Origin of the sequence: Kitasatospora sp. NPDC051164, from assembly GCF_044455625.1 — a bacterium.
GTDB lineage: Bacteria > Actinomycetota > Actinomycetes > Streptomycetales > Streptomycetaceae > Kitasatospora.
The window spans coordinates 304,074-329,107 of record NZ_JBITFB010000006.1 but is presented as its reverse complement, the minus strand read 5'-3'; the positions used below and the strand labels follow the sequence as shown (position 1 = coordinate 329,107).

Below are 25,034 nucleotides of genomic sequence, written 5' to 3'. Positions count from 1 at the left end.
GCCGATCCTCTTGTTGTTCAAATTAAAACCAGTAGCTATCGTCGAAGCGATTCAGTTCGAGTTTGAACCTCGCAAGGAGAAAGCCCATGCCGGTACGCCGCCTCAACCACGCGGTGCTCTACGTCCGCGACGTCGCGACCTCGGTCGCGTTCTACACCGAGGCGCTGGGCTTCAAGGTCGACACCGAGTTCCCCGGGCGGGCCGCCTTCCTCAGCGCCCAGGAGACGCTCAACGACCACGACCTCGGCCTGTTCGCGATCGGCGCCGACGCACCCGGCCCGCAGCCGGGCCGGGTCGGCCTCTACCACCTGGCCTGGGAGGTCGGGACGCTGGGCGAGCTGGCCGAGATCGGCCGGACACTCAGCGAGCGCGGGGCGCTGGTCGGCGCCACCGACCACCACCACTCCATGTCCTTCTACGCCAAGGACCCGGACGGCAACGAGTTCGAGGTGATGTGGCGAGTCCCGCGCGAGGACTGGTCGGCGGCCGGCGAAGCGCCGAAGACGGGCCCCCTGGACCTGGAGGCGGCCATCGCCCGCTGGGGCACCGACCTGGCCACCGGCGCTGCCGCCGGCTCCGCCACCTGAGGCCCGCCCCGGAACCGACGGGCTTGCCCGCCCGGGGTACCACGGAGGCACCAGGGTCTGCCCTCGGGGCCCTGGCGCCCCGGCCGCCGAGCGCGTAGGCAGGAAGGGTCGCTGGTCCTTCGCGGGAAGAGGCCCCATTTGCATGCCCCCTTGCACGCCCGAGAGAACGCCCGGGCCCAGGCCGCCGGACGCGCCGGTACACCGGCCCGCTCTCCCCGCGGCGGCGGCCGGAGCGCCCGGCCGGACCTGATGGGGGTGCAGGCCACCGCCGGGAACCGGGCCGTCCTCCAGATGCTCCGCCAGGCAGGGGCGGGAGGACCGGGCGGGCGGGCCGGCGGGGTGGGGCCCCGGCCGACGGTGCAGCGCTCCGCCGTCCACGACGTGCTGAGCACGCCCGGCCGTCCACTGGACGCCGCCGTCCGCTCCGAGATGGAGGGCCGGATGGGCGCCGACTTCTCCGACGTCCGCCTCCACGACGGCAGTGCCGCCCGCGCCTCCGCCGCCGAGGTCGGCGCCCGCGCCTATACCTCCGGCAACCACGTCGTCATCGGGGAGGGCGGCGGCGACCGGCACACCCTGGCCCACGAGCTCACCCATGTCCTCCAGCAGCGCCGGGGCCCGGTCGCGGGCGCCGACAACGGCTCCGGGCTCAGGGTCTCCGACCCGTCCGACCGGTTCGAGCGCGAGGCCGAGGCGAACGCCGTCCGGGTGATGCGCAGGGCGGTGGCCGGCGCCGGGCCCGCCACGGCGGAGCCGGCCGAGGAGCACGCGGACGGGCACGGCGCGTGCCCGCACACCGGGGAGGCCGTGCTGCAGCGGGCGGCCGCCTTCACGCCGTTCGCCACGATGACGCCCAGCGGCGCGACGCTCGGCAACCTCCAGACCGATGTGCTGAACGGGGCCGGCCTGGTCTACCCCGGAGGCGGCACCCTCGGGAACTCGCTGTACCTGGAGCGACTGCTCAACAACGGCGGTGGCGGTTCGTCACCCGGCGAGCCCTCGGACTTCACCGTCATGAAGGCGGCCGACCGCAACCTGGTGCGCGCCAACGGCCAGCAGAACGCGGCCACCGCGATGCACGCGATCAACGGAGACTTCGTCGCGGGCGCCAACGACACCGCCTGGAACATCTTCCTGGGCTCCGCCAAGTCCAACACCAACGAGCACTTCCACAAGGTCGAGAACCCCATCCGCACCGCGATGCAGAGCGGTACCAACGGCCTGGCCGCGGACTACGAGCAGTGGATCGCGGCCAACCATCCGATCGACCTCGGCGGCGACATGATCGGCTTCGCCGCCCCCGGGCAGCAGGTCCGGGGGACCGCCACGAGCGCGGCCGCGCTGAAGCCGTACCAGGACGCGCACCCGACCGTCACCCACGTCCTGGACAAGAAGGCGCCGCTGAAGAACCCCAACGCCGGGTGGCCCAAGCTGATCCACTACCGGGTGACACCGCACTACACGTACAGCAACGATCCCGCACAGTGGCCGCAGTTCCTGAAGGACAACCTCGCGGCGGCCCAGGCCCTGGTGGACGAGGAGAAAGCCAAGCCGGCGGCCGAACAGGACCAGCAGGGGCTGGCCAACGAGCTCGCGGCCATGGACATCCTGAGGCAGCGGGCGCACCAGCTGTTCCCCGAGACGTACACCTGCGAGGCGGACTACTACCTCGCCTCCTACGACCCGAAGGCCCCCTGGCACCACGGCCGCGACCAGGAAACGTACGAAGCGGAGATCTGAGGTACCGATGCACGACGACAAGCACCACGACAGGCACCACGACAGGCACGACGACAGGCACGGCGACACCGAGGGGCGGAAGCGCCCCGGGGTCTTCCTCGCCCACGCGCCCGCGGACGCCGACCGGGCCACCGACCTGGACGCCCGGCTGCGCGCCGGGGGTGCCCGGACCGCCCTGGACGAGTCCCGCGACCTCTCCGACGGCCTGCCCGCCGAGCCGGTACTGCAGGAGCTGGGGGCCTGCGACCTGTTCCTGCTCCTGTGGTCCCGGGACGCCGCCGAGGACCCGCACGTCCGGGCGCAGCGCGAGTACGCGGCCTCGTTCGACAAGCCCTGCCTGGTCTGGCCGCTCGACGCGACGGCCCTGCCGCCGGGGCAGGGCCGGGTGGAACAACTGCCGCCCGGCGATGACGCCCGGGAGGCGGACGCCGCGGTCCACCGGATGCTGGACACCCGGCCCGCCGACGCCCGGCCCGGCGGCCCCGGAGCGGACCCGTCGGGCGGTGCGGCGGTGGAGCCCGGCCGCTGGACGATCGAGAGCGACGCCCAGCACGGCGAGTCCCTGGACCTGGAGCTCACCCCCTCGGCCGGCCCGGCGGACGCGGCGGCACCGGACGGCTCCGTCGAGGGCGGCGACCTGACGGGCACCCACCTCCGGGCCGGCCTGAAGGGCAAGGTCACCGGCCACTGGTCGTTCGCCCGCACCGAGGGCCGGCTCGACCTGGAGCTGACGTCCTCCTTCGGGCTGCGCCCGGTGCACGAGCCGCGGCACCTGCGGATGCTCGGCGGCGACGGCGACACCCTCACCGCCGAGGACCTGCACGGCATCGCCGACCCCCGGCGCTACCGCCTCACCCGCGGCCGCACCGGCTGACCCGCCGTCGGCCCGTCCCGCCGTTCGGCTGACCGGTGGACTTTCCCGCCACACACCGTCAGCACGCCGACCGGTACCGAGAAGTACGTCGTCCGGGTTCCTACGATCCGCCCCATGAGCAGCCGGTCCGCAGCCGGTCCGCACCTGCCTGCGACGGGTCTGCCGAACCCCAGAGACGACGACGGGACGCACACATGAGACGAACGATCCGCGGCCGCCTGCTGGCCTGGGCCGCCGCCGGAGCGACGTTGGCCGCCGTGGCGGGCACCACCGCCGCGCCCCCGGCCGCGGCGCACGACGACGACCTCGGGCCCGCCATCGAGGCGATCATGCACAAGCCCGGATACGAGCACGCGCAGTGGGGCGTGCTGGAGACCGACCCCGCGACCGGCCAGGTGTTCCACTCCCGGTTCGCGAACCAGTTCTTCGTCCCCGGCTCGACCGTCAAGCTCGTCACCATCTCGGGCGCCTGGCACACGCTCGGCCCCGACCACCACTTCACCACCCCGCTCCTCGCCACCGGCACGCGCACCGGCTCGACCCTCGACGGCAACCTCGCGCTCGTCGCCCAGGGCGACCTCACGATGGGCGGCCGGACCAGGCCCGACGGGACCGTCGACTACACCGCCATCGACCACACCAGCGCCAACGATCTGCCCGGCGCCACCCTCACCCCCGAGGACCCGCTCGCCGGGCTGGACATGATCGCCCACCAGGTCCGCGACGCGGGCATCACGCGGGTCGACGGTGACGTCGTCGTCGACGCGAGGCTGTTCGCGCCCCCGGCGCTGGACCCGCAGCCCACCCCGCTGATCATCAACGACAACGTCATCGACCTCCTCACCACCCCCACCGCCCCCGGCCAGACCGCCCAGCTCACCTGGCGCCCCCAGGTCGCCCCCTACCGGGTCACCTCCACCGTGCAGACGGTGGCGGCCGGCGGCCCGACGAACATCCAGGTCTCCGCCTCCCCCGACGGCACGCAGATCACCCTCAGCGGCACCATCGCCGCCGACGCGCAGCCCGTCCTGCGCATCTCCGACGTCCAGGACCCGAACGCCTTCGGCCGCACCGCCCTGATCGAGGCGCTCGCCCGCGCCGGCGTCAGCGTCACCGCCGACCCGACCGGCCCGAACCCGGACGGCAAGCTGCCCGCCTCCTACGACGGCGACCCGCAGGTGGCCGCGTACGTCTCCCCGCCGTACAGCCAGTACGCCAAGCTGATCCTCAAGGTCAGCCACAACCTCGGCGCCAACCTGGCCCTGTGCAACATGGCCGTCACGCGCGGGAGCAAGGACTGCTTCGACGGCTTCGGCGTCGAACACGACTTCCTCGTCGACGTGGCGCACGTCGACCCGACCCAGTTCCAGCTCGCCGACGGACGCGGCGGTGTCTTCCAGGACCGCGCCACCCCCACCGGCCTCGACCAGCTCCTCGCCTACTGGCTGCACACCCCCGACGCGGACGCCTTCCGCCACTCCCTGCCGATCCTCGGCGTCGACGGCTCGCTCGCGATCTCCTGCGCGACCGACTGCCCGGCCAAGGGCAAGGTCTTCGCCAAGCCCGGCACCATCGTGGGTGCCGACGACCTCAACCAGCGGATCGCCTACAACGCCGAGAACCTGGCCGGCTACCTGGAGACGGACGACGGCTGTCTGCACCTGTTCTTCGTCGGCGTGAACGGCGCTTCGGCCACCGACATCAACGACGTCATCCGCATCTTCGACGACGTCAACCAGGTCGCCGCACTGCTCCAGGAGCAGGCCTCGGCCGGGCACCGCGCCCCGGAGGGCCGGAACGCCCCCTGATCCTGCCGCACTCCGGTCCTTCCGCACTCCGATCCTGCCGGACTCCGGCGCCCGGGGAGGCGCGTGGTCGACGCCGACCACGCGCCTCCCCGGCGTCTGCGACCTCCGGCCGATCGCCGCCGCGGGCCTGACGTCAGGCCGGTCCTTGCGCCCGCTGCGCCTGCTCGTACGCCGCCAGCACCGCGCGGTAGCGCCGCCGCACGTCCTCCCGGTCGGCCGGCTCGGTCACAGACTCCCGGCTGAGGCGCTCGATCATCCTGGCCTGGGCCAGGAGCACCTGCCGCTGCTGTTCGGTCCTCGTCTCGGCCATGATCTCCGCCAGCGCGTCGAGCTGGCGGATCAGCACGGCCGGCATCCCGGGAGCGGCCTGTCGGATCTTCTCGAACGCGCGCTGGACGAGCCGCTCGTAGCTGACGGGCACGGTCATCACCCGGATGTACCCGGCGTCGTCCCGGTGGACCGGGTTCGGGCTCCAGCGGGCGGCGATCCGGCACAGGCCCTCGCCGAGCCAGTCGATGCAGGTCAGGGCGGTGAAGGTGTCGTTCACCGCGGTGGACAGCGCGCGGATGGCGATCTCCACGAGCTGGTCGACCGCGAAGGCGATGTCCTGGGCGATCGTGCGCGTCGAGCCCGCGACGTGGGCGCGCGCGAAGCTGCGGGCCACCTCGGGCGCCGCGCCGGGGGGCCAGACGGTGGCCAGTTGGTGGCCCTGGACCAGGAAGTGCCCGGGCCGGTGGTCCAGCCGGATGACGGCGTCCAGCTCGGTCGCCATCCGCACCAGCGTGCGGTGCCGGACGAACTGGAGGTACCCGCTGGCCGGCGCCGGAACGGCCGCCCCCTCGGTGTCCAGCCGGACGCTCAGCTCCTCGGCCGTCGGCCCCCGCGCGGCGCCCGCCGGCTCCGCCCCGCCCGCGCTCGCCTCGATCGCCTCGGACAGCTCGGCCGCGATGCTCGCGATCACCCGGGGCAGCTGGATCGAGGTGGCGATGTGGTGGATGAAGAAGATCAGCACGGCGAGGTCGGCGAGCACCAGGACCATGCACACGGTGATCGACAGGTGCGGCACGAAGTCGCCGTACGGGCCCGGCCCGATGACGACCAGCGCGAGGATCGCGTAGACGAACGTCCCGACGAAGGTGCCCAGCGTGAGCTGCGTGGTGCGGTCGCGGATGAAGGTGCGCAGCATGCGCGGCCCGAACTGGGTGGAGGCCAGTGTCAGCGTCACGATCATGATCGAGAACACCACGCCCACCACCGTGATGAGCGACGCGGCGATCGCCGCCAGGACCTGCCGCGCCGCGTCCGCCGCCCCGCTGACCACCCACGACGGCAGCTCCAGGTCTCGGTGGTACGCCGCCTGGTCCAGCGACACGGTGATCGCGAACAGCGCCCCGGCGAGCACCACCTCCAGGATCGGCACGAGCCACAGATTCGTCCGAAGCGCCTCCTGCCGCCACTGCGCCTCCAGGTGGACCCCACGGATCACAGCGCCCACCTCCCGTACACCGGCCCGGATTCACCCCGTGCTCCCGCATACCAACCCTAAACAACCGAACCCGGATATCACGGTTGAAAGGCGGCACCGGCCTGCTCGCTCCGGCGCTCCGGGCAGCGGCCCGAGACCGGCACCAGCTCCGGTGCCGCCCCCTCGCCGGCCGGTGCGCGCGCCTCTGACGTCGATCAGCCGGTTCCGGCGTCGACCGGTGGCACCAGGTGCCGACGGGTGTCGGCCGGCGTCAACCGGCGTCCTGCGGCGCGGCGGTGGCCCGGGCGTACGCGGCGGCGCGGATCTGCGAGGGGCCACAGGCCCAGACCATGATCCGACCGCCGGTCCGCGCCAGCGGGCGGTCCCAGCAGGCGCGGACCAACCAGGGCCGCCGTACGCCGAGTTCGGCCCTGGCCCAGGACGGCAGCAGGTCGATCGAGGCGTTCGTCAGCACCCGGACGGCGGCACGCTCGCGGCGGCTGCGGCCGAAGCCGCGCAGCAGCCGGAGCACGTCCAGGGCCGGCGGCGTGACCCGCAACTGCGGCCGGATCCCGGCCAGGTAGGCCCCCACCTCGGCGCGGGACCGGGGGACGTCGCGCGCGCCCAGCCGTTCGGCGACGCGCCTCGCCTCGGCGTAGTAGCGGTCGCACTCGGCGGCGGACAGCGGGGTGGCGGCGTAGGCCTGGTAGCCGGTCAGGAAGCTGTACACCTCGGCCGTGTGCACCCAGGTGAGCAGTTCCGGATCGTCGGCGCGGTAGGGGCGGCCGTCCGGTGCCGTGCCGCTGATCCGGGGGTGGATCCTGCGTACGCCCGCGATCGCCTGCTCGGCCGCCGCCGTCGACCCGAGCGTGGTGGTGGTGACGAACCGGGCCGTCCGGTTCAGCCGCCCGGTCGGGTCGACCCGGAAGTCCGAGTGTGCGTCGACGGCGGCCATCGCGAGGGGGTGCAGGGACTGCAGCAGCAGCGCCGCGAAGCCGCCCACCAGCATCCCGGCCGGGTGCCCGTGCACCCGCCACACCACGCTGTCCGGGCCGAAGAGACCCGGGTCGCCGGCCGGGCGGTCGTAGCGTTCCAGGTGCAGGTCCTGGCCGTGCACGGTCGCGTTGATCTCGGCCAGCAGCCTGGCGCGCAGCGCGGCGAGCGGCGTCCGCCGCCCGGTCGGCCCGGTTTCCGTCCCCACCATGCCCACCCCTCCTCGCCCCGGCCACCACCGTACCGACGGGGCCCACCGCCTTCGACGCCGGACCCCGCCTCTACGGCGGGCCGCCCTCGCCGGTGCAGGCCCTCTGCCCGAACTTGTCTGACCAAGTTCCACCAACATTCTTCCGCCGGACAGCCCGACCCGATACCTATGTCCCACCCCATGGCGCACCGCCATGGCTCCCACCCTCACCACGACACGAGGTATCCCCATGGCACTGCGCTGGAGCACCCTCGGCGGGCTGCTCGCCACCCTCCCCCTCGTCGGCGCACTGACCGTCGCCACCCCCGGCACCGCCCAGGCGGCGGGCGGCAGCGGCAACCTGATCGTCAACGGCGACGCGGAGACCGGCGGTTACTGCACCAACGACTGGAGCGCGGCCAGTACCGTCCCCGGCTGGACGGTCCAGGCCGGTGGCATCGACTCCGTGTGCCATTCGGTGGGCTCCTTCGGCCTGCCGACCGACGGCCGGACGCCCGGCAAGGCCTTCTTCGGGCCGGGCAACTTCGGGGACGGCTCGATGGCGCAGACCGTCGACGTCTCCTCGGCGGCCACCGCGATCGACGGCGGCGCGGTGCACTACAACCTCTCCGGCTGGCTGGGCGGTTGGGCCGCCTACAGCGGCTACGTCGCCGTCAGCCTGCACTTCCGGGACAGCGGCGGCCGCCCGCTCGGCGCGACCGCCAAGCTGCCGACCGTCTCCGCGACCGACCGCGGCCTGAGCACCCAGTTCCTCTCCCGCAGCGCCACCGGGGCCGTCCCGGCCGGCACCCGGTCCGTCCAGGTCGAGGTCCAGTTCCTCTCCACCTCGAACGAGACCGGCTACCTGGACAACCTCTCGCTCACCCTCGACACCCCGGTCACCGCGCCCGCGCCGGTCACGCCGCCCGCCTCGGCCGTACCGGGCTACGACCACGTGTTCGTCGTCATGATGGAGAACACCGACTACTCCCAGATCATGAACGACCCGGCGGACACGCCGTTCATCCACAGCCTGATGTCCCAGGGCGCCACCCTCACCGACTCCCACGGCGTCTACCACCCGAGCGACGAGAACTACCTCGCCGTCGCCGGCGGCGACACCTACACCAAGGGCGCCACCTACTGGCCCAACATCAACTCACCCCAGCGCAACCTCGGTGACACCATCGAGGAGGCCGGCAAGAGCTGGAAGGCCTACGAGCAGGGCATGGTCACGCCCTGCAACACCAACAAGAACAACGACAGCTACTACGAGCCCGACGACGCGCCGTTCATCAACTACACGGACATCAGCGGCAATCCGGCCCGCTGCGCGGCGCACCTCTTCGACACCTCGCAGCTCACCACCGACCTGCAGTCGGCCGCCACCACCCCGAACTTCTCCTGGATCGCGGCCGACGACTACTACGACGGCGAGGCCTCCGGCAACGGCAACGCCACCAGCCTGAAGGCCCAGGACGGCTGGCTGAAGCAGACCCTCGCCCCCGTGCTCGCCTCCCCGGCCTGGACCCAGCAGCGCTCGCTGCTCCTGCTGACCTGGGACGAGAGCGAGAGCGAGGGCTACAACCACCTCGCCACCGTCGTCGTCGGCTCGCAGGGCACCGTCCCGGCCGCCACCAGCAGCCCGCTGCACTACGACCACTACGGCATCGGCCGCACCGTCGAGGCCGCCCTCGGGCTGCCGGGGCTGACCGGCAACGACACCTACGCGACGCCCCTCAACGCCGCCTTCGCGCCGTCCACCGCGACCCGGCCGACCCTGACCGGCGACCTCGCCGCCGTGACAAACGGAGGCAACGCCACCCTCCGCTACGCCCTGCCGAACACCTCGCAGGTCAGCGCGAAGAACTGGGTCGGCGTCTACCCGGCGGGCGTCATTCCCGGCTCGCGGTCCGCGCTGACCTGGGCCTACACGCCGAACCAGAGCGGCGCCGTCACCCTGTCCACCGGCAAGCTCAACGGCGCGGGCACGTACGACGCGTACTACCTCGCCAACGACGGCTACTCGGTGCTGGCCGGCCCGTTCCCCCTGACCGTCGGCTGACGCCCCCGGCGGCCGACGCCCCGGGCCGCCCCCGGCCCTCACTGGGCGTGCACGACGAACGGCGACGGCTCGGCGCGGTGATCGCGCCGAGCCGTCGCCGTCGGTGCGGGCGACGCGGTTTCAGCCGAGGGGCTTGTCGACGACGGCCTTGGCGTGGCTGAACGTCTCGATCGAGTACTCGCCGTGGTAGCGGCCCATGCCGCTCTCGCCGACACCGCCGAAAGGCAGGTCGGGCATCGCCAGGTGCGAGACCGGCAGGCCGAAGCTGAGCGCGCCCGAGGAGGTCTCCTCGGTCAGCCGCCGCTTGGTGTCCGCGGACTCGGTGAAGGCGTACAGGGCGAGCGGCTTGTCGCGCTCGTTGATGAACGCGATCGCCGCGTCGAGGTCGGGGACGGCCAGGACGGGCAGGATCGGGCCGAAGATCTCGGCGCTCATCACCGGGGCGGTCGCGGGGACCTCGGTGAGGACGGTCGGGGCGAGGTAGCGGGTGTCGCGGTCGTGCTCGCCACCGATGACGGTCCGCCCGTCGCCGAGCAGCGCGCTGAGGCGGTCGAAGTGGCGCTCGTTGACGATCCGCCCGTAGTCCGCGCTCTCGGCCGGGTTCTCGCCGAACAACTCCCGTACCGCGTCCGCCAGTTCCCGCTCCAGGGTGGCGGCCGTGTCGCCGACGGCGAGGACGTAGTCGGGGGCGACGCAGGTCTGGCCGGCGTTGAGGAACTTGCCGCGGGCGATCCGCCGGGCGGTGACGGCGAGGTCGGCGCCGGGATCGACCACGACCGGGCTCTTGCCGCCGAGCTCCAGGGTGACCGGGGTGAGGTGCTTGGCGGCGGCAGCCATGACGATCCGCCCGACCGCGCCGTTGCCGGTGTAGAAGATGTGGTCGAAGCGCTGCTCCAGCAGGGCGGTGGTCTCCGGGACGGCGCCCTCGACGACCGCGACGGTCTCCTCGCCGAGGTAGCGCGGCAGCAGCTCGGCGATGGCCGCGGAGGTCGCGGGGGCGAGCTCGCTGGGCTTGACGAGGACGGTGTTCCCGGCGGCCAGGGCGCCGACCACCGGGGCCAGGGCCAGCTGGAGCGGGTAGTTCCAGGGCGCGATGATCAGCACCACGCCCAGCGGGTCGCGGACGACCCGGGCGTCGGCCGGGCGGAAGACCTCCGGTACGGCGGCCGACCTCGGGTGCAGCCACTCCGCCAGGTGCGTCACGGTGTGGTCGAGTTCGTTGAGCGTGAAGCCGATCTCGGTGCGGTACGCCTCGGTGGCGCTCTTGCCGAGGTCGGCGTGGAGGGCCTGCTGGAAGACCTCGGCCTGCTCGGTGAGCAGGGCGCGCAGGGCGGCCAGCTTGTCCAGGCGCCAGGCGAGCGGCCTGGTCCGGCCGGAGTCGAACTCGGCCCGCAGTCGGGCGACCACTGAAGGAATGCTGTCGTGCATGGGGGGCTCGCGGTCCTTGAGGGGTGGTGCGCAACGTGCACACATGGAAGTTTCATCACCTGAAGCAATGAACAAGAGCGACACTAAGGATGGAAGGTTGAGTTTGTCAAGCATTTGCCCCGGCGCCGCACGGTGAATCCGGCGGATCCGGCGACTCCGGGCTCACCCGATTCGGGCTCACCCGCTCCTGCCTCACCGCTCCGGCTCACCGCTCGGGGAAGCTGAAGGTGTAGCCGTTGGCCTTGAGCCAGGGCAGGAGCTGCTCCAGGGCCTCCACGGTCTGCGTACGGTTGCCGCCGCCGTCGTGGAGGAGGATGGTTGGGCCGCGGCGCAGCTGCTCCTTGGCGGTCTCGACGATCCTGTCGGCGCCGGGACGTTCGAAGTCACGGGTGTCGACGTTCCAACCGAGCGGGCGCAGGCCGTTGGCCGCCGCTATCTGCCGGCTCTCGGGGGTGAACGCGCCACCGGGCGCCCGGTAGTAGTCCACCGCGGCACCACCGGTGGCCTCCCGGATCATCCGCAGGCCGTCGACGATCTCCTTCTCCTGATAGCCGACGTCCTTGTGGTCCATGGCCGTGTCGTGGCTGACGGAGTGGTCGCACAGCCGGTGCCCGGCCGCGACGACCTGCCAGGCGAGGTCGGGGTGGGCCAGGGCGTTGGGGCCCAGCATGCAGAAGACGGCCTTGGCGCCGTTGCGCGCCAGGACGTCCAGGACGCGGGGCGTCCACAGCGGGTCGGGGCCGTCGTCGATGGTGAGGCTCACCGCCCCCAGCGAACTGCGGCTGCTGGAGCCGGCCGCCTCCCCCGGGCGGGTGTTCAGCCGCGAGCACCTGCTCGAGTCGGTGTGGGGGCTGGGCCGCCGGGACGACATCCGCCTGGTCGACGCCGGGGTGAACCGGCTGCGCGCCAGGATCGAGGACAGCCCGTCCGCGCCCCGTGAACTCGACCGGCCGGCCGGGGAGTTGTCCGGCACCGGCGGCTTCCGCAATTGTTCCTCGCGGAGGACCGGACATGACCGCTCGCCCTCGCCTCCTGCCCCTGGCCGCTGCCGCCGCGCTGCTGCCGGTGCTGTCGCTGCTCGGCGGCTGCTCGATCGCCACCACCGACCCTGTGAAGAGCGGCCGGCCGGCCACCGGGATCCAGCCGGGGACCAGGCTCTACTTCCTCGACCAGCACGGCATCCGCCTGACCATCCGGCCCGGCGCCCAGCGCGAGAGCCTCCAGCAGACCCTCGACACCCTGGTCACCGGCCCCGACCGGGCCGAGCAGCACACCGGCCTCTACAGCGACCTGCCCCCCAACGCCCGTGTCCAGGCGACGGCCGCACCGGGCACCGTCACCCTGCGGCTGTCCTGGCCCGCCGCGCAGCTGTCCGCGCCCGCCATCCGGCAACTCGTCTGCACCGCCGAGGACGCCCCCGCGGAGGCCGGACCGCCGCCGAAGATCGCCATCGTCAGCAGCGACGCACCCTCCGCCTTCCAGCAGCAGTGCGACCTGCACCGCACCGGCTGACCGGCACCCGCGCCCGCACCGACGGGCCCGGCGCGCCGCCCGTTGCCCGGCGCCCGGCATGAGGCCGGGCCCCTCCCCCGCGGCAGGGGCCCGGCCGGCTCGGGCGGTCCGGGCCGGTCAGGCCAGCGCCCGGCGGGCCTCGGCGATCCGGCCCGGATCCCAGCCGCGGCGCGGGACGGAGTCCAACAGCAGCCGGGTGTAGGCGTGTTGCGGCTCGGTGAGCACCCGGACGGTCGGCCCGGTCTCGACGACCCGACCGGCCCGCAGGACGGCGACCTCGTCGGTCAGGTGCCGCACCACCGCGAGGTCGTGGCTGACGAACAGGAAGGCGATCCCGGACTCGCGGCGGATCCCGGCGAGCAGGTCCAGAATCTGCGCCTGGATCGACACGTCGAGCGCGGCCACCGCCTCGTCCAGGATCAGCACCCGCGGTTCGGCGGCCAACGCCCGTGCGATGGCGACGCGTTGGCGCTGTCCGCCGGAGAGCCGACGGGGCAGGGCGGCGGCCTCGCGCTCGCCGAGGCCGACCTGGTCGAGGAGTTCGGCGACCCGGCGGCGGCGGGCGGCCGGATCGAGCGCGCAGTGCAGCCGCAGCACCTCCTCGACGCAGGCGCCGACCGGGATCCGCGGGTCGAGGGACACGTACGGGTCCTGGAAGACCAGTTGGACGCCGCGGGCCCGGGCCAGTCGCTCGGCGCGGCCCCGGGGCCGCGCCGAGCGGTCCGCGCCGTCCAGGTGGACGGTGCCCCCGTCGGGTCGCTCCAGCCCGACGAGCATACGGGCGGTGGTGGTCTTGCCGCAGCCGGACTCCCCGACGATGCCGAGCGAGCCGCCGGGCGGCAGGGTGAAGGAGACTCCGTCCACCACCGCGCGGGCGCCGAAGTTCTTGCGAAGTCCCCTGACCACCAGGCCGGTCGAGTCGGTCACGGCAGGATCCCCTCGTCGGCGCGCAGGCAGGCGGCGAGGCCGTCGCCGCACGGGCGGAGCGCGGGCCGTTCGGCCGAGCAGCGCGGTTCGGCGAAGGCACAGCGCGCGGCGAACGCGCAGCCGGGTGGTGCCTCGGCGAGCGAGAGCGGGCGGCCGGGGACCGGTTCGGGGGGTGGGGCGTCGGGGTCGATCCGGGGGGTGCAGGCGAGCAGCCCGGCGGTGTAGGGGTGGCGGGGGTGCGCGAACAGGTCGTCGGTCGCCCGGGTCTCGACGATCCGGCCGGCGTACATGACGTGGATCCGGTCGCAGACGGCGGCGGCGAGTTCCAGGTCGTGGGTGACGAACAGCAGTCCGGTGCCGCGCTCGGCCTGCAGGCGGGTGAGGATGGCGATCACCTCGGCCTGGGTGGTGACGTCCAGGGCGGTGGTGGGTTCGTCGGCGATCAGCAGTTCGGGTTCGCCGGCGAGGGCGGCGGCGATGACGACCCGTTGGAGCATGCCGCCGGAGAACTCGTGCGGGTGGCGGCGCAGGGCGCCGCGCGGGTCCTCGATGCCGACGGCGTCGAGGAGTTGCTCGGCCCGGGCGGTGGCCCGGTCGGTGGGGGTGCCCGCGGCGCGCAGGCCCTCGGTGAGGAAGTCGCCGATCCGGCGCAGCGGGTTGACGGCGGCGCGCGGGTCCTGGAACACCATGGCGACCTGGCGGGCTCGGAGTTCGCGCAGGCCGGGGCGGTCCAGGGTGAGCACGTCGCGGCCGCGGACCCGGACCTGTCCCTCGGCGCGGGCGCCTTCGGGCAGCAGGCCGAGGATGCTGCGGCAGGCGACGGACTTGCCGGAGCCGGACTCGCCGACCAGGCCGACGGTTTCCCCCGCGGCGACGTGCAGCGAGACGCCGTCCAGGATCGGCCGGGCGGCCCGGCCGGCGGGCAGCAGGACGCTCAGGCCGTCGATCTCCAGCAGCGGGCGGTCCTGCCGAGACGTCACGTCAGCGTTCCTCATGTCAGCGTTCCTGATGTCAGCGCTCCTCATGTCGGCGCTCCTCATGTCAGCGCTCCCGTCGGGCGAGCCGGTCGGCGATGCCCTCGCCGACGATGCCGAAGGCGACGACGGCCAGCACGATGCACACCGATGGTGCGAGTGCGGGCAGCATGGCGCCCTGCTGGAGCGCGGCCTCGCCGTCGTTGATCATCGCGCCCCAGTCGGCGGCGGGCGGCTGAACGCCGAAGCCGAGGAAGGAGAGTGCGGCGAGGTCCATCAGGGCGTAGCCGAAGTTGATCGCCGACTGCGCGAGCACGGTCGGCGCGATGTTGGGCAGCAGGTGCCGGGTGCAGATCGTCCACCCGGACCAGCCCTGCACCCGGTAGGACTCCAGGTACGGCCGGGCCTTCTCCTGCCGGGCGAGCCCGCGCACCAGGCGGCCCACGTACGGGGTGTAAGCGACGGACATGGCGATCACGGGCGCGGTCAGGCCCGTTCCGCCGACGGCCACGAACATGATCGCGAGCAGCAGCCCGGGGACCGAGAAGACCAGGTCCAGCGCCCGGGACAGCAGGGCGTCGACCCAGCCGCCACGCCAGCCGGCCACCGTGCCGAGCAGCAGGCCGAGCGCCGTGGAGAGGCCGACGACCAGCAGCGGGCCGAGCAGTCCGGTGCGCGCGCCGTACAGCAGGCGGGAGAGTACGTCCCGCCCCGACTGGTCGGTGCCGAGCAGGTGGTCGGCACTGCTGCCGAGCAGCGAGGACTGCAGGTCCAGCGCCTCCGGGTCGTACGGGGCGATCAGCGGCGCCAGGGCGGTGACCAGGACGAGCGCGCCGAGCAGGAGTACGGCGGCGGTGAACAGCGGTCCGTTGCCGAGGAGTTGCAGGCGGCGCGGCCACGGGCGGCGCAGCGGTCGGACGGGCGCGGTGGCGGTCATGCGGCACCTCCTCGGGCCAGGGACACGCGCGGGTCGATCAGCGGGGCGAGCAGGTCGACCACCAGGTTGACGAGGACGAAGCCGAGGACGGTCAGCAGGGTGACGGCCTGGACGACCGGGAAGTCCTTGGCCGTCACCGACTGCACCAGCAGCTGGCCGACGCCGGTCACGTTGAAGGCGGTCTCCACGATCGACGTGCTGACCAGCAGCCCGGCCAGCGTCGTCCCGCCGACGGTGACGATCGGCCCGAGGGCGCCTCGCAGCACGTGCCGACGGATCACCGTGGGCTCGGGGACGCCGCGCGAGCGGGCCACCTCCACGTGCTCGCGGCCGAGTTCGTCCAGCATCGCCGAGCGGGTCACCCGGGCGAGCAGTCCGGCGAGGGTGACGGCGAGGGCGACGGCGGGCAGGGTCAGGTGGTAGAGCCGGTCACCGAACCCGGTGCCGGTGGAGCCCGGGCCGGGGAACCAGCCGAGCTGCACGGCGAACAGCGAGACCAGGCCGATCGCGGTGACGAACGGCGGGGTGGCGGTGGCCACGCCGGTGCCGATCAGTACCACCCGGTCGGCGACGCCGGGCCGCAGCGCCGCCAGCACGCCGGTCAGCACGCCGCCGACGCAGACCAGCACCGCCGCGTACCCGACCAGCAGCGCGGTGCCGGGCAGCCGGGAGCCGATCAGCGAGCCGACGTCCTGGCGGAACTGGACCGAGCGGCCGAAGTCGCCGTGCAGCACGTTGCCGAGCCACTTCAGGTACTGCACGAGGAAGGGCTCGTCCAGGTGGTACTGGGCGGCGATGGCGGCCCTGGCCTCCGGTGTCGCCGGATGGCCCTTGAGCAGGAAGGACACCGGGTCCCCGGGGGCGAGGTGCACGGCACTGAAGACCAGGAAGGAGGTCACCAGCAGCACCGCCGCCAGCCCGAGGAGCCGGCCGAGCAGGTATCCGGTCATCAGCGCGCGGAGCCGATCGTCGCGGCCCACGGGTAGTAGAGCTGGGCGATGCCGGCCGGGGCGCCGGTGATCCGGCTGCCGAGGAAGACGGAGAACGGCGCCTCGTACAGCGGGATGGAGGGCAGTTCGCGGACGGCGATCTGCTGCAGCTTGGCGGTGAGGTCGGCGCGGGCGCCGGGGTCGGTCGCGGCGACGGCCTGGTCGTAGAGGGCGTCGAACTCGGGGTCCGACCAGTTGGCGTAGTTGCCGAAGTCCCCGGTGTGCAGGGACTGGTAGAACTCCAGCGGGTCCGGGGTGTTGTCGTAGCCGTTGGTGACGACCAGGTCGAGGCCGGCCCGGGCGGCGGGGTCGGTGAACAGCGCCGAGTAGGCGTCCGGCGAGACCGGCCGCAGTTCGACGTCCAGGCCGATCTGCCGGCCGGCGGCCTGTACGGCGTTGCCGACGACGCTGATCTCGGGGGCGAGCGAACTGGTCGCCATCACCACCTTCTTGCCGCTCGCGCCGGCGTCCCGGACGAGCTTGCGGGCGCCGTCCACGTCGTGGACCGGGGCGGGCAGGGCGGCGAAGTAGCCGGCCGTACGCTCCGGCGCGATCCCCCAAGCCCCTTGTGCGGCCGGGGCCTTGGCGGGAACGCCGATGCCGCCGGCGGCGGACTTGATGATGCCGTCGCGGTCCAGCGCCATGGAGAGTGCCTGGCGGACCCTCAGATCGCCGAGTGTGCCATGGAGGTCGAGCACGGCGAGGTCGGCGGCAGCGGTGTTGGGGCCGAAGTAGACCTTGCCTCGGGAGGAGCCCTGGATCTGCACCAGCGAGCTGGACGGCACCATGTAGCCGCCGTCCACGGCGCCGGAGAGCCAGCCGCTCGCGCGGGCGGAGGCGTCCGCGATGAACACGAACTTCACGCTGTCGGCCTTCGGGGCAAGGGAGTTGTCCCAGTAGGCCGGGTTCCTCTTCAGGGTGATGCTCTCGCCCTGGGCCCAGGTGTCGATCGCGTACGGGCCGGTGCAGTCCACCCCGCCCTTCGGGCTGCCGTAGTCCTTGCCGGCCCTGGCGAGGTAGGCGGCGCTCTCGATGGTGCCGGGCGAGGCGGCGAGCAGTTCGTTGAGCAGCACGTCGGGCTTGGTGAGCGTGATGGTGACTTCCAGCGGCCCGGACTTGGTGATCGAGGCGACGTTCTTGAAGGCGCTGGCCCAGGAGGAGCCGGTGGCCGGGTCCATCTGCCGGGTCAGCGAGGCGACCACGTCGTCGGCGGTCATCGTCGCGCCGTCGTGGAACTTCACGCCCTCGCGCAGGGTGTACACCCAGGTCAGCGGATCCGGGTTGGCGGACTTCAGGGCGAGGCCGGGCTCGATCTTCATGTCCGGTGTGACGCGGAAGAGTTGTTCGCAGACGTTGGCCAGCACGGTGTTCGGCGGGTAGTCGTAGGCGAGCGCGTAGTCGAGCGACTGCGGCTCGGCGTAGAGCGACCAACTGAACGACGGGAGCGAGCCCTTGGCCGGCGGGGTGAGGGCGGCGACCTGGTAGCCGGAGGTGCCGTCGGCGTTCGCGGCGTGCTTGGCGGTGGCGCCGGAACAGGCGGTCGCGGCCATCGCGACCAGGAGCGAACCGGCGGCGAGCAAGGTGGTGGATCTGGAGCGGCGCGGGAGAAGGCGCACGGCAAGCCCACCCCTTTCTGAGTCGTGGGGGCTGGGAGTTGCAGTGGAGTATTGATGCGGGAACGTTCCCGCACAAGCCTTTGCGGGAACGATTTTCCAAAGGTCGCGACTCTGAAGCGACCTGTGCCCGACCACTGACGCGACCACTGCCACGACCACTGACGCGACCACTGCCACGGCTACTGACGCGACTCTGCCGCGACTACTGCGTCGACTACTGACGAACGCCCGTCCGGACTGGCAGCATCGGCACATGACGCACACCCCGCGCGGCGGCGACCCGACCTCCGCACCCCGGATCCGCCTGGTCGATGTCGCCCGCGAGGCCGGCCTCTCCAAGACCACCGTCTCCGCCGCGCTCAACGGCACCGGCCGGATGTCCGACACCGTCCGCGAACGCGCCCGCGAGGCCGCCCGCCGCCTCGGCTACCGGCCCAACGCCGCCGCCCGACTGCTGCGCGCCGGCCACGCCCGGCTGATCGGCTACGCCGTCGGCGAGTACGCGCGCGACCCCGGGTCGTACATGAGCTCCCCCTACTTCGCCCAACTCACCAGCGCCACCGCCCACGCGGCGCTCCGGCACGGCTACGCCCTGGTCCTGCTGCCCGCCCGCTCCGCACCGGAGGAGTGGGCCGACCTGCCGCTCGACGCCGCCATCGTCGCCGACCCCCTCGACGACGACCCGCTCGTCGAGGACTTCATCGCCGCCCGCATCCCGCTGTGCACCGACCGCTCCGTCGAGGGCCGCCCCGGCGCCCACTGGGTCGACGTGGACGCCGACGGCGCGATCCGCGAAGTCCTCGACCACCTGCGGGAACAGGGCGCGCGCCGGATCGCCGTCGTCCTGCCCGGCACCGTCACCCGCTTCCACACCGCCGTCGCGGACACCTACCGGTGCTGGTGCGGCGAGCACGGCGCCGAGCCCCGGCTCGTGCGGACCGACGGGCCCGGGGACGGGCCGGTGGTCGCCGCCCTCGAACGGCTGCTGAACGGCCCCGGGCGGTCGACCGGCGCCGGGCCCGACGCCCTCTTCGTCCTCGCCGAGGCCACGCCGCCGCTCGTCCTCGACGCCGTCCGGCGGACCGGACTGACCGTCCCCGGCGACCTGCTGCTGGCCTGCGCGAGCGAGGAGGCCTCTGCCGCCCACACCCACCCGCCGGTCACCACGCTCAGCCTCAAACCCGCGCTCATCGCAGAGAAGGGCATCGAGCTGCTGATGGCCGCCCTGGAGAGCGGCAGCCGGGAACCCACCGGCGTGCTCGTCCCCACCCGGTTGGACATCCGCGCCTCCTCGCTGCTGCGCGACGGCGGTTGAGCCGGCGCCCCGCGTCCGCCCCGACACGGTCCGGCCCCGGGGAGACGCAGGCTCCACCGGGGCCAGACACGACAGCCGGCCGGTCGCCGGCCCGACTGTCACGGGTACTGCCGTCAGGGGCAGTGCTTCCAGGCGAGGTGGTAGACGGTGTTGATGTCGCCGTCCGTCGAGTCCATGGTCATGAAGCTGGTGGTGTGGTTCGGGTCCGAGCTCCCGGCCGCGACCCGCAGCTCGGTGTTGATGTTGAAGTTGCGCTCCTCGCCGCAGGGCGCGAAGACCAGGGCCGCGATGTCGACGGTGTCGGTCGCCTGCCAGCTGTCGTCCCTCGGGCCGGCGAAGCGGTGGTTCTGGTAGGTGGTCTCGGACTGGCCCTGGAAGTAGTAACTCGCCCGCTGGGTACCGGTCGAGCCCTTCTCCAGGTGGGCGAAGCCGCGGTAGTCGGCGGAGGCGATCGCGTAGGTGAAGCCCTGGGGTACGTGCACGCGGAGGTTGAGCTGGCAGTTCTTCCGGAAGTCGGTCGGCTTGGAGCCCACCCCCACCTGGGCGAGGTAGTCGCTGTAGGTGACGGTGAAGGCGGTGTTGTCCGGGGAGACGGCCACGGCGGCCGTTCCCGCCGGACAGCCGGAGCCGTTGACGGTGGCGACGTCGATGACGATCCGGTCCGGCGGGGTCGGGAGCGAGTCGACGCCGAAGGCCGACGGGCCGGACAGCGATGCGGCGACGGCGGTCGCGACGGCCAGCGCGCGGAGCAGCATGGGCTTCCCCTTCGATCGTGCACGGAGTCGGGGCCGGCGCGGTGCGGTGCGGGCCGAGCGGAGCCCCTGATTTGACATGGATATGTCAGCACATTCGAAGGCCGACGCCTAGGGTCGCGACACGGGCGTGCCCGACCATCCGGCACCGGCCGCCCCGCAGGGCGAACTCCGCCTCAGGAGCCCGAGTTGACGGACCAACGGCGCACGGTGGCGAGGTCCTCGGCGATCGCCGCGGCGGCCTCCCGCAGGGGCGGCAGGAAGGTGGCGAGCATCTCGGCCGGGGTGCCCCGGCCCGCGTGCAGCGCGAGGTTGACGGCGGCGACGACCCGGCCGCGCCCGTCGTGGACGGGGGCGGCGAGGGAGCGCAGCCCTTCCTCCAGCTCCTGGTCGACCAGGGCGTAGCCGTCGCGGGCGGCGGACCGGATGGCCGCGGTGAGTGCGCCGGGATCCGTCACGGTGCCCTCGGTGAACCGACTGAGCGTCACATGAGCGAGCTGGCGGGCCAGTTCCTCCTCACTCAAGGCGCCGAGCAGGACCCGCCCCATCGAGGTCGGGTACGCCGGGAGCCGGGTGCCGACGGCGAGGTCGAGGCGCATGATGCGGGTGGTGGGGACGCGGGCGACGTAGCGGATGTCCGGGCCGTCCAGGACGGCCATCGAGGCCGATTCGTGGACACGGCGCACCAGGTCGATCAGGTGCGGCTCGGCGATCTCGGCCGGAGCGAGGCCCGACAGTCTCGCGTAGCCGAGGTCGAGCACTCGCGGCAGGAGGCGGAACCCCTCGCCGTCGGCCGCCACGTAGCCGAGGTGCTGGAGGGTGATCAGGGACCGGCGGGCGGTGGCGCGCGGCAGGCCGGTCGCGCGGGCCACGGCGGCGAGCGGCCGGCCGCCGGGCGCGGTGCCGAGGGTGAGCAGCACGTCGAGCCCGCGGGCGAGTGACTGGAGGAAGCCGGAGCCGAGCTCCTCCTTGAGCCGACGGCCCGGCGGGAGCGGCGCGAGCACGGCCGCGACCGGCGCCGGTCGGACCAGTCGCTGCTCCATCTCCCGCGCCGAATCCAGGAGTTGGGGCTGGGCGTACGCAGCGAGCGAGTCGGCGTCGTGCCGGCTGGTGTGGCTGACGACGCTGACCGCGCAGACGACCGCACCGGCCGGGTCGAGGACCGGCACGGCGACGGCGACCAGCCCGGGTTCGATCAGCTGGTCGTCGACCGACCGGCCCCGCGCACCGGCGGACCGCGCCCGCTCCCGGAACTCGGCCTCGTCGACGTCCCGCGCGGGCACCACCGCGAAGCCCTCGCCGGCCGGAGCGGCCCCGTCGGCCGGACCGCCGCCGAAGGCCGGATCGCCCTGACGGCGCCGCAGCCACGCGTCCCACTGCGCGTCGTCCCACCCGGCGGCGAACAGCGCACCCGGGGCGCAGCGTTCGGCCGGCAGCAGGTCGCCGATGCGGAAGGAGACGGCCATGGTGCGGCGCCGGGTGGCCTGGACGACGAAGCGGGCGCCGTCCTGGTCGGGGACGGCGATCGAGACGGACTCGTCGAGGCGGTCGGCGAGTTCGACGGCGAGCGGGCCAAGGAGTTCCGGAAGGCGGCTGCCGGCCAGGTAGGCGTTGCCGAACTCGGCCGCCCGGGGCGCCAGGACGAGGTCGCGCCCGTCGGACCGCAGGTACCCGAGCCGGACCAGCGTGGTGGCGATCCGGTCGACGGTGGAACGGGCGAGGCCGGTGGCGCGGGCCAGATCGCTGGGGCGCTGACGCGGGGCCGGGTCGACGGCCATGGCGCGCAGCAGGGCGAGGCCGCGCTCCAGCGGGCCGACGGCCTCCTCGGGCGCGGCAGCGGGCGCGGCGGTGGGAGCGGCAGCGGAGGCGGTGGGCACAAAAGCAGGCTCGGAGGCGACTTCGGGCTGCAACGGATTCTCCTCACACGCCCATTGACAGGCATCGGACCCGGGCGCACACTCTGCGCACTCACAATTCCGAACGATAGTTCACCAGGCGAACAGGGGCAAGGAATGGACAAACTGGTGGCCTCACCCGAGGAGGCCGTCGCCGACATCGGGGACGGCGCCTCGCTCGCCGTCGGGGGCTTCGGCCTCAGCGGCGTCCCGGACGTCCTGATCCGGGCGCTGTACGCATGCGGCTTCGGCGGGCTGAGCGTGGTGTCCAACAACTGCGGCGTGGACGGCGGCGGCCTCGGCGTGCTGCTCGCGGCCGGGCGGATCGGCCGGGTCACCGGCTCGTACGTCGGCGACAACAAGGAGTTCGCCCGCCGCTACCTCAGCGGCGAGCTGGAGCTGGAGCTCACCCCGCAGGGCACCCTCGCCGAGCGGCTGCGCGCGGGCGGCAGCGGCATCCCCGCGTTCTTCACCCCGGCGGGCGTCGGCACCCTGGTCGCCGAGGGCGGCCTGCCGTGGCGCTACGCCCCGGACGGCGGCGTCGCCGTCGCCTCCCCGCCCAAGGAGGTGCGCGAGTACGACGGCCGCGCGTACGTGCTGGAGCGCGGCATCACCACCGACTTCGCCCTGGTCCGCGCGGCCCGGGGCGACCGGCACGGCAACCTCGTCTTCTCCAGGGCGGCCCGCAACTTCAACCCGCTCGCCGCGATGGCCGGCCGGGTGACCGTCGCCGAGGTCGAGGAGCTGGTCGAGCCCGGCGAGCTGGGGCCCGACGAGATCCACCTGCCCGGCGTCTTCGTGCAGCGCGTCCTCGCGCTGACCCCGGAGCAGGCCGCCGCCAAGGGCATCGAGCGAAGGACGGTGCGCAGCGCATGAGTTGGAACAGGAACGAGATGGCGGCCCGTGCCGCGCGGGAGCTGGCCGACGGCTGGTACGTCAACCTCGGCATCGGCCTGCCCACCCTGGTGCCGGGCTTCCTGCCGCCGCACGTGGACGTCGTCCTGCACTCGGAGAACGGGCTGCTCGGCGTGGGCCCGTACCCGACCGAGGACGAGGTGCACCCGGACCTGATCAACGCGGGCAAGGAGACGGTGACGGTGCTCCCGGGCGCGTCCTTCTTCGACTCCTCGCTCTCCTTCGGCATGATCCGCGGCGGTCACATCGACGCGGCGGTCCTCGGCGCCATGCAGGTGTCGGCGGCGGGGGACCTGGCCAACTGGATGATCCCCGGGAAGACGGTCAAGGGCATGGGCGGGGCGATGGACCTGGTCCACGGCGCCCGGCGGGTGATCGTGCTGATGGAGCACACCGCCAAGGACGGCTCGCCGAAGATCGTCCCCGAGTGCACCCTGCCGTTGACCGGCCGGGGGTGCGTGGACCGGATCATCACCGACCTCGGTGTCCTGGACGTGACACCCGAGGGGCTCGTCCTGGTGGAGACCGCGCCCGGCGTGAGCGCCGAGGACCTACGGGGACGGACCGCCGCGCCGGTGCGGATCGAGGTGCCGCGATGACCCGCCCGGCTCACGAAGGGAATCCGGTATGACCCCCACCCCCACCCAGCACGAGATCTCCGCGCAGATCGCCGCCCGCGCCGAGGCCGCCCGCAGCGCCGCCCACCACCCCGACCGCGACTACCCGCCCTACCGCAGCAGCGCCCTGCGCCACCCCCGGCAGCCGCTCGTCCCGGTCCACGACCCGGAGGCGGTCGAGCTGTCCGGCCCGGCCTTCGGCCGCACCGACGTCACCGACCTCGACCACGACCTGACCCGGCAGCACACCGGCGAACCGCTCGGCGAGCGGATCACCGTCACCGGCCGGGTCCTCGACCGCACCGGACGGCCCGTCACCGGCCAGCTGGTGGAGATCTGGCAGGCCAACGCCGCCGGCCGCTACGCCCACCAGCGCGACCGGCACCCGGCGCCGCTGGACCCCAACTTCACCGGCGTCGGGCGCTGCCTGACCGACGACCGGGGCCACTACCGGTTCACCACCGTGAAGCCGGGCGCCTACCCGTGGGGCAACCACACCAACGCCTGGCGCCCCGCGCACATCCACTTCTCCCTGTTCGGCACCGCGTTCACCCAGCGCCTGGTCACCCAGCTCTACTTCCCGGGCGATCCGCTGCTGCCGTACGACCCGATCCTGCAGTCCGTCACCGACCCCGACGGCCGCGCCCGCCTGGTCGCCGCGTACGACCACGAGCTGTCCGTCCCCGAGTGGTCGCTCGGCTACCGCTGGGACATCGTCCTGGACGGGCCGGGCGCCACCCGGTTCGAGGAAGGCCGCTGATGCCCTCGCCCCAGCACCCGACACCGCAACACCCGACGCCACAGATCCCCCCGCAGCCGGGCCACGCGCTCCACCCGACCCCCTCCCAGACCGTCGGCCCGTTCTACGGCTACGCGCTGCCGTTCCCCGGCGGCCCCGAGCCCGCGCCCGCCGGACACCCCGAGGCGCTGACCCTCCACGGCACGGTGTACGACGGCGCGGGCGAGCCGATCCCCGACGCGCTGCTGGAGCTCTGGCAGCCCGCCCCGGACGGCAGCCGCACCGGCGCCCCCGGCTCGCTGCGCCGCGACCCGACCAGCGGCGGATTCGCCGGGCGTGACGGGATGACCTTCACCGGTTTCGCCCGGGTCGCCACCGACGCCGACGGGCGGTGGGCCGTCCGCACCCTGCCGCCCGGCGGGGTGCCGTACCTGTCGCTGTGCGTCTTCGCGCGCGGCCTGCTGCACCACCTGTACACCCGGATCTACCTGCCCGGGCCCGCCACCGGGGCCGACCCACTGCTGGCCGCGGTCGCCCCCGAGCGCCGCCCCACCCTGCTCGCCCGCGAGACGGCCCCGCGCGCCTACCGCTTCGACGTCCGGCTGCAGGGGCCCGAGGAGACGGTCTTCCTTGACTTCCACTGAGACTTCCACTGGGACTTCCGCTGCCCCCTCCGCCGACACCCCCTCGGCCGAC

General features: G+C 73.4%; 22 protein-coding genes and 1 pseudogene. 12 read left to right on the top strand and 11 right to left on the bottom strand.

What is annotated here, in order from left to right; all coding sequences use genetic code 11:
* The first annotated feature begins 86 nt into the window (after nt 1–86).
* From ACIBEC_RS11970 to dacB, 4 genes are all read left to right on the top strand, one after another.
* Nucleotides 87–587 (top strand): VOC family protein, encoded by a 501-nt coding sequence (locus tag ACIBEC_RS11970; protein ID WP_360509626.1) that lies wholly within the window; start codon nt 87–89, stop codon nt 585–587.
* A gap of 150 nt (nt 588–737) precedes the next feature.
* Nucleotides 738–2,327 (top strand): DUF4157 domain-containing protein, encoded by a 1,590-nt coding sequence (locus tag ACIBEC_RS11965; protein ID WP_396287890.1) that lies wholly within the window; start codon nt 738–740, stop codon nt 2,325–2,327.
* Between the two features lie 7 nt (nt 2,328–2,334).
* Nucleotides 2,335–3,201 (top strand): toll/interleukin-1 receptor domain-containing protein, encoded by an 867-nt coding sequence (locus ACIBEC_RS11960; protein WP_360509624.1) that lies wholly within the window; start codon nt 2,335–2,337, stop codon nt 3,199–3,201.
* A gap of 194 nt (nt 3,202–3,395) precedes the next feature.
* Nucleotides 3,396–5,009, top strand: a complete 1,614-nt coding sequence (gene dacB, locus ACIBEC_RS11955; RefSeq protein WP_360509622.1) for a D-alanyl-D-alanine carboxypeptidase/D-alanyl-D-alanine-endopeptidase — start codon at nt 3,396–3,398, stop codon at nt 5,007–5,009.
* 133 nt (nt 5,010–5,142) lie between these two features.
* Here the strand turns inward: dacB and ACIBEC_RS11950 are convergent, their stop codons facing one another.
* Together ACIBEC_RS11950 and ACIBEC_RS11945 are read right to left on the bottom strand one after the other, a co-directional pair.
* Complete coding sequence (locus ACIBEC_RS11950; RefSeq protein WP_360509620.1) at nt 5,143–6,495, bottom strand: DUF2254 domain-containing protein; 1,353 nt, start codon at nt 6,493–6,495, stop codon at nt 5,143–5,145.
* Nucleotides 6,496–6,745: 250 nt separating this feature from the next.
* Nucleotides 6,746–7,678, bottom strand: a complete 933-nt coding sequence (locus ACIBEC_RS11945) for an oxygenase MpaB family protein (RefSeq protein WP_360509618.1) — start codon at nt 7,676–7,678, stop codon at nt 6,746–6,748.
* 229 nt (nt 7,679–7,907) lie between these two features.
* Between ACIBEC_RS11945 and ACIBEC_RS11940 the strand changes: the two genes are divergently transcribed.
* Nucleotides 7,908–9,722 carry an alkaline phosphatase family protein gene (locus ACIBEC_RS11940; protein ID WP_360509616.1) on the top strand — a complete coding sequence of 605 codons (1,815 nt, stop codon included), beginning with the start codon at nt 7,908–7,910 and terminating at the stop codon, nt 9,720–9,722.
* Between the two features lie 120 nt (nt 9,723–9,842).
* On the opposite strand, the gene ACIBEC_RS11935 is transcribed toward ACIBEC_RS11940, so the two are convergent.
* Entirely contained in the window at nt 9,843–11,150 is a 1,308-nt protein-coding gene (locus ACIBEC_RS11935) for an aldehyde dehydrogenase family protein (protein ID WP_360509614.1), read from the bottom strand.
* A 205-nt stretch (nt 11,151–11,355) separates the two neighbouring features.
* Nucleotides 11,356–11,970: a polysaccharide deacetylase family protein gene (locus ACIBEC_RS11930; protein WP_360509640.1), complete on the bottom strand. Its 615-nt coding sequence runs from the start codon at nt 11,968–11,970 to the stop codon at nt 11,356–11,358.
* Here ACIBEC_RS11930 and ACIBEC_RS11925 point away from each other — a divergent pair.
* Together ACIBEC_RS11925 and ACIBEC_RS11920 are read left to right on the top strand one after the other, a co-directional pair.
* A pseudogene (locus ACIBEC_RS11925) lies at nt 11,963–12,031 on the top strand (hypothetical protein); the annotation flags it as partial. The gene ACIBEC_RS11930 and the pseudogene ACIBEC_RS11925 sit on opposite strands and share 8 nt — an antisense overlap.
* Nucleotides 12,032–12,161: 130 nt before the next feature.
* A complete protein-coding gene (locus tag ACIBEC_RS11920) occupies nt 12,162–12,662 on the top strand; it encodes a GerMN domain-containing protein (RefSeq protein ID WP_360509612.1) in 501 nt (166 codons plus the stop codon).
* A 117-nt stretch (nt 12,663–12,779) separates the two neighbouring features.
* Here ACIBEC_RS11920 and ACIBEC_RS11915 read toward each other — a convergent pair whose 3' ends face one another.
* The 5 genes from ACIBEC_RS11915 to ACIBEC_RS11895 all read right to left on the bottom strand — a co-directional run bounded on the left by ACIBEC_RS11915 (nt 12,780) and on the right by ACIBEC_RS11895 (nt 18,105).
* Nucleotides 12,780–13,589, bottom strand: a complete 810-nt coding sequence (locus ACIBEC_RS11915) for an ABC transporter ATP-binding protein (protein WP_396287887.1) — start codon at nt 13,587–13,589, stop codon at nt 12,780–12,782.
* On the bottom strand, nt 13,586–14,569 hold the full coding sequence (locus ACIBEC_RS11910) for an ABC transporter ATP-binding protein (RefSeq protein WP_360490775.1): 984 nt from the start codon (nt 14,567–14,569) through the stop codon (nt 13,586–13,588). Before ACIBEC_RS11910 ends, ACIBEC_RS11915 begins: the two co-directional genes overlap by 4 nt.
* Nucleotides 14,570–14,630: 61 nt before the next feature.
* The gene (locus tag ACIBEC_RS11905) at nt 14,631–15,500 is read right to left on the bottom strand and encodes an ABC transporter permease (RefSeq protein ID WP_360490778.1); all 870 of its coding nucleotides are present in this window, start codon (nt 15,498–15,500) and stop codon (nt 14,631–14,633) included.
* Complete coding sequence (locus ACIBEC_RS11900) at nt 15,497–16,450, bottom strand: ABC transporter permease (protein WP_360491544.1); 954 nt, start codon at nt 16,448–16,450, stop codon at nt 15,497–15,499. Before ACIBEC_RS11900 ends, ACIBEC_RS11905 begins: the two co-directional genes overlap by 4 nt.
* Entirely contained in the window at nt 16,450–18,105 is a 1,656-nt protein-coding gene (locus ACIBEC_RS11895) for an ABC transporter substrate-binding protein (RefSeq protein WP_360490781.1), read from the bottom strand. The genes ACIBEC_RS11900 and ACIBEC_RS11895 overlap by 1 nt, the downstream gene beginning before the upstream one ends.
* Before the next feature lie 253 nt (nt 18,106–18,358).
* Between ACIBEC_RS11895 and ACIBEC_RS11890 the strand changes: the two genes are divergently transcribed.
* Entirely contained in the window at nt 18,359–19,420 is a 1,062-nt protein-coding gene (locus tag ACIBEC_RS11890; RefSeq protein ID WP_360490784.1) for a LacI family DNA-binding transcriptional regulator, read from the top strand.
* A 113-nt stretch (nt 19,421–19,533) separates the two neighbouring features.
* On the opposite strand, the gene ACIBEC_RS11885 is transcribed toward ACIBEC_RS11890, so the two are convergent.
* Entirely contained in the window at nt 19,534–20,175 is a 642-nt protein-coding gene (locus tag ACIBEC_RS11885) for a DUF4360 domain-containing protein (protein WP_360490787.1), read from the bottom strand.
* Between the two features lie 173 nt (nt 20,176–20,348).
* Nucleotides 20,349–22,049 (bottom strand): IclR family transcriptional regulator C-terminal domain-containing protein, encoded by a 1,701-nt coding sequence (locus tag ACIBEC_RS11880; RefSeq protein ID WP_360490790.1) that lies wholly within the window; start codon nt 22,047–22,049, stop codon nt 20,349–20,351.
* Between the two features lie 135 nt (nt 22,050–22,184).
* Here ACIBEC_RS11880 and ACIBEC_RS11875 point away from each other — a divergent pair, with 135 nt between their 5' ends.
* From ACIBEC_RS11875 to pcaG, 4 genes are read left to right on the top strand one after another with little or no spacing between them, the layout of a single operon-like run.
* The gene (locus tag ACIBEC_RS11875) at nt 22,185–22,943 is read left to right on the top strand and encodes a CoA transferase subunit A (protein ID WP_360490793.1); all 759 of its coding nucleotides are present in this window, start codon (nt 22,185–22,187) and stop codon (nt 22,941–22,943) included.
* Nucleotides 22,940–23,581: a CoA transferase subunit B gene (locus ACIBEC_RS11870; RefSeq protein WP_360490796.1), complete on the top strand. Its 642-nt coding sequence runs from the start codon at nt 22,940–22,942 to the stop codon at nt 23,579–23,581. The genes ACIBEC_RS11875 and ACIBEC_RS11870 overlap by 4 nt, the downstream gene beginning before the upstream one ends.
* A gap of 28 nt (nt 23,582–23,609) precedes the next feature.
* On the top strand, nt 23,610–24,359 hold the full coding sequence (gene pcaH / locus ACIBEC_RS11865) for a protocatechuate 3,4-dioxygenase subunit beta (protein ID WP_360490800.1): 750 nt from the start codon (nt 23,610–23,612) through the stop codon (nt 24,357–24,359).
* Nucleotides 24,359–24,982 (top strand): protocatechuate 3,4-dioxygenase subunit alpha, encoded by a 624-nt coding sequence (gene pcaG / locus ACIBEC_RS11860; protein WP_360490803.1) that lies wholly within the window; start codon nt 24,359–24,361, stop codon nt 24,980–24,982. Before pcaH ends, pcaG begins: the two co-directional genes overlap by 1 nt.
* Nucleotides 24,983–25,034: the final 52 nt, after the last annotated feature.

Coding starts and splice junctions, on each gene's coding strand:
- ACIBEC_RS11970 (WP_360509626.1), top strand. CDS start 87: ATGCCGGTACGCCGCCTCAACCACGCGGTGCTCTACGTCCGCGACGTC.
- ACIBEC_RS11960 (WP_360509624.1), top strand. CDS start 2,335: ATGCACGACGACAAGCACCACGACAGGCACCACGACAGGCACGACGAC.
- dacB (WP_360509622.1), top strand. CDS start 3,396: ATGAGACGAACGATCCGCGGCCGCCTGCTGGCCTGGGCCGCCGCCGGA.
- ACIBEC_RS11945 (WP_360509618.1), bottom strand. CDS start 7,678: ATGGTGGGGACGGAAACCGGGCCGACCGGGCGGCGGACGCCGCTCGCC.
- ACIBEC_RS11940 (WP_360509616.1), top strand. CDS start 7,908: ATGGCACTGCGCTGGAGCACCCTCGGCGGGCTGCTCGCCACCCTCCCC.
- ACIBEC_RS11935 (WP_360509614.1), bottom strand. CDS start 11,150: ATGCACGACAGCATTCCTTCAGTGGTCGCCCGACTGCGGGCCGAGTTC.
- ACIBEC_RS11920 (WP_360509612.1), top strand. CDS start 12,162: ATGACCGCTCGCCCTCGCCTCCTGCCCCTGGCCGCTGCCGCCGCGCTG.
- ACIBEC_RS11905 (WP_360490778.1), bottom strand. CDS start 15,500: ATGACCGCCACCGCGCCCGTCCGACCGCTGCGCCGCCCGTGGCCGCGC.
- ACIBEC_RS11900 (WP_360491544.1), bottom strand. CDS start 16,450: ATGACCGGATACCTGCTCGGCCGGCTCCTCGGGCTGGCGGCGGTGCTG.
- ACIBEC_RS11890 (WP_360490784.1), top strand. CDS start 18,359: ATGACGCACACCCCGCGCGGCGGCGACCCGACCTCCGCACCCCGGATC.
- ACIBEC_RS11885 (WP_360490787.1), bottom strand. CDS start 20,175: ATGCTGCTCCGCGCGCTGGCCGTCGCGACCGCCGTCGCCGCATCGCTG.
- ACIBEC_RS11875 (WP_360490793.1), top strand. CDS start 22,185: ATGGACAAACTGGTGGCCTCACCCGAGGAGGCCGTCGCCGACATCGGG.
- ACIBEC_RS11870 (WP_360490796.1), top strand. CDS start 22,940: ATGAGTTGGAACAGGAACGAGATGGCGGCCCGTGCCGCGCGGGAGCTG.
- pcaH (WP_360490800.1), top strand. CDS start 23,610: ATGACCCCCACCCCCACCCAGCACGAGATCTCCGCGCAGATCGCCGCC.
- pcaG (WP_360490803.1), top strand. CDS start 24,359: ATGCCCTCGCCCCAGCACCCGACACCGCAACACCCGACGCCACAGATC.